The 6,993-nt window shown below is 74.1% G+C and carries 5 protein-coding genes; all 5 read right to left on the bottom strand.

All coding sequences use genetic code 11. The annotated features are described in order from the left end of the window. Window positions 1-24 precede the first annotated feature (24 nt). Window positions 25-1,299, bottom strand: coding sequence for an acyltransferase family protein (locus ACSNN9_RS27030; protein WP_436676084.1), 1,275 nt, complete (start codon window positions 1,297-1,299; stop codon window positions 25-27). Window positions 1,300-1,575: 276 nt separating this feature from the next. Next, window positions 1,576-3,315, bottom strand: a complete 1,740-nt coding sequence (locus ACSNN9_RS27025) for a DHA2 family efflux MFS transporter permease subunit (RefSeq protein WP_436676082.1) — start codon at window positions 3,313-3,315, stop codon at window positions 1,576-1,578. Continuing rightward, the gene (locus ACSNN9_RS27020) at window positions 3,299-4,336 is read right to left on the bottom strand and encodes a carboxymuconolactone decarboxylase family protein (protein WP_436676086.1); all 1,038 of its coding nucleotides are present in this window, start codon (window positions 4,334-4,336) and stop codon (window positions 3,299-3,301) included. The genes ACSNN9_RS27025 and ACSNN9_RS27020 overlap by 17 nt, the downstream gene beginning before the upstream one ends. 102 nt (window positions 4,337-4,438) lie before the next feature. Further along, window positions 4,439-6,073 carry an FAD-dependent oxidoreductase gene (locus ACSNN9_RS27015; RefSeq protein WP_436676081.1) on the bottom strand — a complete coding sequence of 545 codons (1,635 nt, stop codon included), beginning with the start codon at window positions 6,071-6,073 and terminating at the stop codon, window positions 4,439-4,441. Continuing rightward, entirely contained in the window at window positions 6,070-6,639 is a 570-nt protein-coding gene (locus tag ACSNN9_RS27010; protein WP_436676080.1) for a DUF5987 family protein, read from the bottom strand. The genes ACSNN9_RS27015 and ACSNN9_RS27010 overlap by 4 nt, the downstream gene beginning before the upstream one ends. Window positions 6,640-6,993: the final 354 nt, after the last annotated feature.

Below are 6,993 nucleotides of genomic sequence, written 5' to 3'. Positions count from 1 at the left end.
GTCGCCAGCGGCGACGGGCCCCGCTCAGTCCGGTAGGGACGACGGAGCGACCCGGTCGGTCGCGGGGACCGGCGCCGGCACCGGAGCACCGTCGTCGTGCTGGCGTACCGCGGGCCGGCCCCGCGCCGGGCCGCCGCGCGCGCTGCCGAGCCGCCGGCCACCCCAGCGGCGCATGATCGGCCGCTCGACGCCGACGAAGAGCAGCCAGCCGGCGACCAGGTTCGCCACCAGGAAGGCGAGCAGGACGGCGATGGCGGTCGGCGTGCCGTACTGCTGGTTGTCCCCGAACAGCGCACGCCCGTGGTAGAGCACGATGCCCTGGGCCATGTAGAAGCCGAACGAGACGTCGCCGAGCCACTGCATCGTCCGGCCGCCGAGCAGGGTCCGCCGCCCCTCCCGGTCGGCGTCGGCGGCGGCGCAGATCAGGATGCCGATCGGCACCATGGTGGCCAGGCTGAACGCGTACACCGTCGGCAGGAACGTCGACACGGCGTAGCCGGCGACGGCCACGGCCGCCGCGGGCAGGACGCCGACCCGCGGCCATCGCCCGGCCAGCACGATCCGGGCCAGCAGCATCCCGAACAGGAACTCGAAGATCCGGGCCGGCGGGAAGAAGTAGCCGAACCAGAACTGCGTCATCGAGAGATCCGGAATGAACGGACCCTTCGGCATGTCCGGCACCACGAACAACGTGACGAGCACGACGCCGATCCCGCCGAGAACGGCGGCGCCCGCCCACGCCCACAGCCGGTTGTCCGCGATCCGGCGGACCGGGTTGATCAGGAACGGGAACATCACGTAGAAGAGCAGTTCGCAGGAGAGCGACCAGCTCGGTGGGTTGACGCTGATGGAGACGGCCGGGTCGGGGGAGAAGGAGTGCAGCAGCAGCAGGTTCGGCAGCCACGACGACACCGGGGTGAAGGTCGCCGCGAAGAGGAGCATCGCGACGGCCCAGGTGACGAGGTGGGTCGGGTAGATCTTCACCAGCCGCCGCCGGAGGAAGGTGCCGGCGCGGTCGCCGGGCCGGGCGGCCCAGGTGAGGACGAAGCCACTGAGGATGAAGAAGAACGACACACCCACGAAGCCACCGCCGGCGAGCACCCGCGCGTAGCCCTGGCTCCAGTCCGGGTCGGCGAACGGGGTGACGGGCAGGTGCGGCGGCACGGGCGCCATGAACTGCGACGTGTGGTAGAGGAACACGAGCAGTGCCGCGACGAATCGAAGACCCGTCAGTGACGGTAACTTGCTCCCGGCCCGCGGCGTGACCGCGGCGGGGTTTTCCGGACCGGATCTGGACATGCCACACCTTTCACTCCTTGTCGCCGACAATCGAGAGTGCGTGGGCAGCTCGATTTCACGACGATGACCGGGTCGAGACGCATTTCCGCGCAGGAAGCAAATCGTCGGGCCCCCGGCCCGACGGTTTCTCCAATATGGTTCTCGTCGCCGGTCGGCCCCGCATCTTTGGAAATGCTGAATCCGGGCGCCACCGGTGACGGTGGTGACGCCCCGTGCTATGGCGACCGTTTCGCGGGCGGCGGCGGGCCGGCGCCCGCCGCGCGTCCCCCGGGCGGATCAGTCGTCGGCGGGCGTCCTCTCCCACCGCTGCGGGCGCGCCCGGCGGTCCCGGTCCGGTCCGCCGGCGGGCGCCGCCGGTGGCACGGCCGCGCCCTCGCCGCCGGCGGGGCCTGCGACCGCGCGCCCGCGCAACCGCAGCGCGAACAGGCCGCCGAGCAGCAGGACGCCCACCACCACGCCCAGCGCCGGTCGCACGGCCGGCAGGAAGGCGTCGGCGAAGGCCGCCTCGGCCACGTCCCGGTACCTCTCCGCGAGCTCCGGCGGCGTCCCGGGCGGCACCACGAACCCGCCGGCCTGACCCGCGCCCAGCTTGGCGCCCTCCCCGGCAACCCCGTCGAACCCCGCCAGGAAGTCCGCCCGCGCCTGCGGGGGCAGCTGCGCCGCCCCCGCCCGGGCGGCCTCGGGCAGGGTGTCGGCCAGCCGGTGCTGCAGGACGGCGCCGACGACCGCCGCGCCGAGCGCGCCGCCCACCTGGCGTGCCGTGTTGAGCACGCCGGCGGCCGCGCCGGCCAGCGGGGCGGGGACGTGGCGCATGGCCTCGGTCGTGGTCGGCGCGATGGACGCCCCCATGCCGACGCCGACGGCGATCAGCGGTACGACGAACGTCGCGGCCGTGGCGCGCGGCGTGACCAGCAGCGCCATGCCCAGCACGCCGAGCGCGTAGACGGCGAGCCCGCCCGCGAGCAGGCGTCGGCCGCCGAGCCGGTCGGTCAGCCGCCCGGCGACCGGCGCGACGGCGCTGAGCACCACCGTCCAGGGCAGCGCGGCGAGGCCCGACTCCAGCGGGCTCATGCCGAGCAGCGCCTGCGTCTCGATCACGAAGACCAGCAGGAAGCCGTACAGCCCGAACGAGCTGACGAGCGTGATCAGGGTCGCCGGAGCGAAGTTGTCGAGGCGGAACAGGCCGGGCGGGACGAGCGGCTCCCGCTGCCGGCGCTCCCGCAGCGCGAACAGCACCCCGCACACCGCCGCGGCGACGAGGATCGCGGGGATGCCGACGGGCCCGCGCACCGTGCCCCAGTCGTGGCGTTCGCCCTCGATGAGGGCGTACATGAGGCCCACCAGCGCGGCGGTGGCCAGGAGCACGCCGACCACGTCGAGGTGGCGCGGCCGGCGGGTGCGCAGGTCGGGAACCAGCCACCAGGCCAGGGCGACACCCGCCGCGTTGAGCGGCACGTTGAGGTAGAAGATCCACTCCCAGCCGAGCCGGGTGATCACGAGACCGCCGAGGGTGGGCCCGCTGACGGCGGCCACGCCCGCGACGGCCGTGAAGATCCCGAAGGCGGCGCCGCGCCGCGCGGCCGGGAAGATGCCGGAGATGAGGACCAGCGCCTGCGGCAGCAGCGCCGCGGCGCCCACGCCCTGCACCACCCGCGCGGCGATGAGCTGCGCCGGGGACTGGGCCGCCCCGCAGAGCACCGAGGCCACCGCGAACACCGCCATGCCGGCCATGAAGACGGTACGCGGGCCGAACAGGTCACCGAGGCGGCCGGCGACGATCAGCAGGGACGCCAGCGCCAGCAGGTAGCCGTTCAGCACCCAGAGCATGCTGTCGATGCCGGTGTCCAGGGACCGCATCATGTCCGGCACGGCGGTGTTGACGATGCTCGTGTCGAGCAGGATGAGGAAGTTGCCGAGGCACAGCACCAGCAGGGCGGCCCACGGGTTGGCGGCTCTCGGTCGCGGCGGCGTCGTCACCGGCTCGACGCCCCGCTCCGGGTCACGGCTCGCCCGCACGCGACGTCCGGTCCTCGTACAGGCCCGCGCCGATCCGGCGGGCGGTGGCCAGGCTCGCCCAGGCCGTGACCGCGACCAGCGTGGCGTCGTCGGCCCCGCCGTCGCGACAGGCGGCGACGTCGGCGTCGGTCACCCGGTACGGCGCGAGCGCGGTCAGCAACGCCAGCCGGGCGACGGGTCGCTCGGCCGGCGACAGCTCGGCGACGGCGGCGTCGAACCACCGGCCGCCGCCCGGTTCTGCCGGCGGCGGGTCGGCCAGGCAGGTCAGGATCCGCCGCCGGACGTGCTCCGGCAGCGCGGCCTCCCCGGCGCGGCGGACCGCCTGGCCGGCCCGGGCGAAGGCGGCGGCCACGTGCGGCTGGCCGACGGCCCAGGCCAGGTCGGCCTCCGGCGGCGCGGGCGGCAGCAGCTCCAGGGAGCGGCCGGGCGGTCGCCCGGCGCGGGCCAGCGCCCCCATGATGCGGGCGGCCGTCCGGCGGACCCCGGCGCGGATCCCGGCCGGCGCCGGCGGCAACGGGGAGTCCTGGACGAAGACGCTCACCATCCGGTTGAGGTAGTGGAAGGTCACCGCCACGCCGATCAGCTCCGGCCCGTGCTCGGCGGGGAACGGCGGGGGCCGGCGGCGCGCGCTGGGGGCCCCGCTCTGCCGGGCCCACTCGGCCAGGGCCCGCAGCCGGGGCTCGCCGATGCCGCCGACCCCGGCGCTCAGCCACCCGCCCGCGTCGCCCAGCAGCCCGGCCGCCGTGGCGCCGTGCACCTCCACGCAGTACGGGCACCGGTTGCTCTCCGAGACGGCGGCGGCGACCACCTCCTTCGCCTCGCGGCCGACCAGGCCCTCGGCGAGCAGCGTCTCGCGCAGCATCGACCAGCAGGCCCGCAGCACGTCGGGGGCGGGAGAGTGCAGCAGCACCGGGGGCGCGAGGACGCCGAAGTCGTCGGCCATCTGCCGGTAGACCCGCGCGACGGGTCCCTCGGCGGCCTCCGGGGCGACCGGTGTCACGTGCCGGACGTGGGTCAGCATGGTGCGGCTCGTCACCCGAGCCAGTCGCCTGCCCATCGGTTTCCTTCCTGGTCGGGCGGACGCCGGGGCCGGGGGCGGGCGCGCCCCCGGCCCGCCGGGTTGCTAGCTGGGCACGACCTGGGGCACCGCGGTCACCGACCCGTCCGGCAGCGATCCGTGGTAGCTGACCGCCACGCCGCGCTCCTGCGCCGCGCGCACGATGCCGGGCACGGCCCGTTCGGCGAGCGCGGCGATGGTGAGGGCGGGATTGACGGTGAGCGCGCCCGGCACCGCCGAGCCGTCGGTGACGAAGATGCCGGGGTGCTGCCGCAGCTCGTGCCGGTCGTCGAGGGCCGACGTCGCCGGGTCGTCGCCGATCCGGCAGGACGACAGCGGGTGCACCGTGTACGCCCCGACCACGTCGTTGGTCCACGGCATCACCCGGGCCAGCCCGTCGCGCTCCAGGATGTCCCGGGCGTCCGCGTCGGCGGCGGCCCAGCCCCGCAGCGTGTTGGCGGTGGGCCGGTAGCGCAACGGGCCCCGGCCGAGCATCTGCTGGGAGATGCGGTCGGCGTTGCCGGTGGCCGGCGGCGGCCCGAAGACGCCCTCGTTGTCGTCCTCCGACATCGTGAACAGCGTCAGCCACGACTGCCAGCGGCGCAGCATCTCCTTCTTCTCCAGGCCGAACCAGCTCGGGCCCTGCGCGTCGGGCACCTGGGCGAGGATCGTGCCCAGCCCCAGCGGGAAGAACAGCTGCTCCAGCGAGTACCGCTCGTACTCGGGCAGGTCCGGGTCGAGCCGGTCCCAGGTCGCCACCGTCGGCCCCCGGCCGATCTGGTTGGCGTCGTAGCCCTTCCCGTTGGGCCGGCTGAGGCCGAGCACCTCCCGGACCCGGTCGTCGTCGAAGACGGCCGTGTTGAGCCGCTCCCCGTTGCCGGAGAAGTACCGGCCGACGGCGGGGGGCATCGTGCCCAGGGTGGGCTCCGAGCGTTGCAGGATCACGGGGGTGGCCCCGGCCCCGGCCGCCACGATGACGATCTTGGCGTCGATCGTCCCGCTGTCGTGCAGGATCCGGTAGTCCTCCGCGTCGACGATGCGGTAGTGCACCCGGTACCCACCGTCCTCGGTGCGGGAGAGGTGCTGCACCTCGTGCAACGGCCGGATCTCGGCGCCGTGCGCCAGGGCCGCCGGCAGGTAGTTGAGCAGCAGGGAGCGCTTCGCGTCGAAGCGGCACCCGGCCATCATCCAGTTGCAGTTGGTGCACTTGTCGACGTCCACGGCGGAGGGCACGGGATTGGCCGTGCGCCCGGCGTGCGCGCAGGCCGCCGCGAAGAGGCCGCCGGCGTACGGCACCTTGTCCCAGCTCTGCATCGTCACCGGCAGCGACTCGCAGACCCGGTCGTACCAGGGGTCGAGCGTGGCGCGGGTGATGGCCGCCGGCCACATCCGCCGGCCGATGCTGCCCTGCCGCTCGAAGACGAACTGCGGCGCGCGCGGCATGGTGGCGAAGTAGACGACACTGCCGCCGCCGACGCAGTTGCCGCCCAGCACGCTCATCCCGTCGCCGACGGTGAAGTCGAAGATCCGGGTGTACGACGAGCCGAGCTTGAAATCGTGGTCGAACTCCTCGCTGGACAGCCACGGCCCACGCTCCAGGACCACCACGCGCGCTCCGCCCGCGGCCAGGTGGTAGGCCGGGATCGCGCCGCCGAAGCCGCTGCCGATCACCACGACGTCGGTGCTTGCGCTACTGGTCATGCCGGGCTCCCTGTGGGGGTGGTGTGCGGGTGCAGTCGCGACAGCGGGCGTCCGTACGAGTACTCGGGGAAGCGCCACAGCCCGTCGTCGTCGGGCCGGGCGATGCCGATCGCCAGCAGCCCCGGATGCCCGGCGGCGAGCGCGTCGAGCGTGTTCATGTGCGCCGCGCTGTCGTAGGCCATGTTGCTGAACAGGGCGAGCCCCACCCACATCTCCTTCTCCGGGTTGTCCGGGGCGAGCAGGTGGCTCAGCAGCGCGGTGCGGTGGTCGAACGCGAGTGCGACGAAGGGCGGCACCACCGGGTCGAGGGTCAGGCCGTTCGCCTCGGCGTACCCGGTGGCGTGCGCGTTGAGGGCCTCGGTGAGCGTGCCCAGCATCATCGACAACCCGCCGGCCGGGTCCTCCATGAGGGCCAGCGCCCCCGACTCGACGGCGCCGCCGTCGGTCGAGACGCCGGCGATCGCCCGGTCGTCGGCCGAGCGCTTCACCCCCGGGATGATGGTGTCGGCGAACGCTTCCAGCGTCAGGACGCGTACCTGCTGTTCCTCGGGTGTTTCCGGTTGCACGGCGGCTACCTCCTTCTGGGGCGGGCGCGTCGGTGACCGGTCCCGCCAGACGTTTTTCGGGCAGCCTTGACCACCGCCCGGTAAGGCGACGGAAGCAAGGGATGAAATGGTGGTCGCCCGGAATGTTTCCGGGCGGTGGGGATGGTGCGCGAAGTCCTGCATCATCGTGGCTACGCAGGCAGATGGAACGCATCTTCTGTTTTGCTGAGGCCGACGTCTGCGGCGGGCGGGCCGATTAGCGTGGAAATTGCGGACGGCCGCGCGCGCAATTTCCGCGACGTCGCGCCGCCGCGTCGGCGGGCGCGGTGGACCGGGTGGCGCGCGGCACCGGTCCACGTGCCGGGAGGGCGGGCC

Source organism: Micromonospora sp. URMC 107 (genome assembly GCF_051386315.1).
Classification (GTDB): Bacteria; Actinomycetota; Actinomycetes; order Mycobacteriales; family Micromonosporaceae; genus Micromonospora.
Note: the sequence above shows the minus strand (reverse complement) of the source record. Positions and strands in the feature narration are given on the sequence as shown.

Excerpts from the sequence above, each read along its gene's own strand:
- ACSNN9_RS27030 (WP_436676084.1), bottom strand. The coding sequence starts at position 1,299 with ATGTCCAGATCCGGTCCGGAAAACCCCGCCGCGGTCACGCCGCGGGCC.
- ACSNN9_RS27020 (WP_436676086.1), bottom strand. The coding sequence starts at position 4,336 with ATGCTGACCCACGTCCGGCACGTGACACCGGTCGCCCCGGAGGCCGCC.
- ACSNN9_RS27015 (WP_436676081.1), bottom strand. The coding sequence starts at position 6,073 with ATGACCAGTAGCGCAAGCACCGACGTCGTGGTGATCGGCAGCGGCTTC.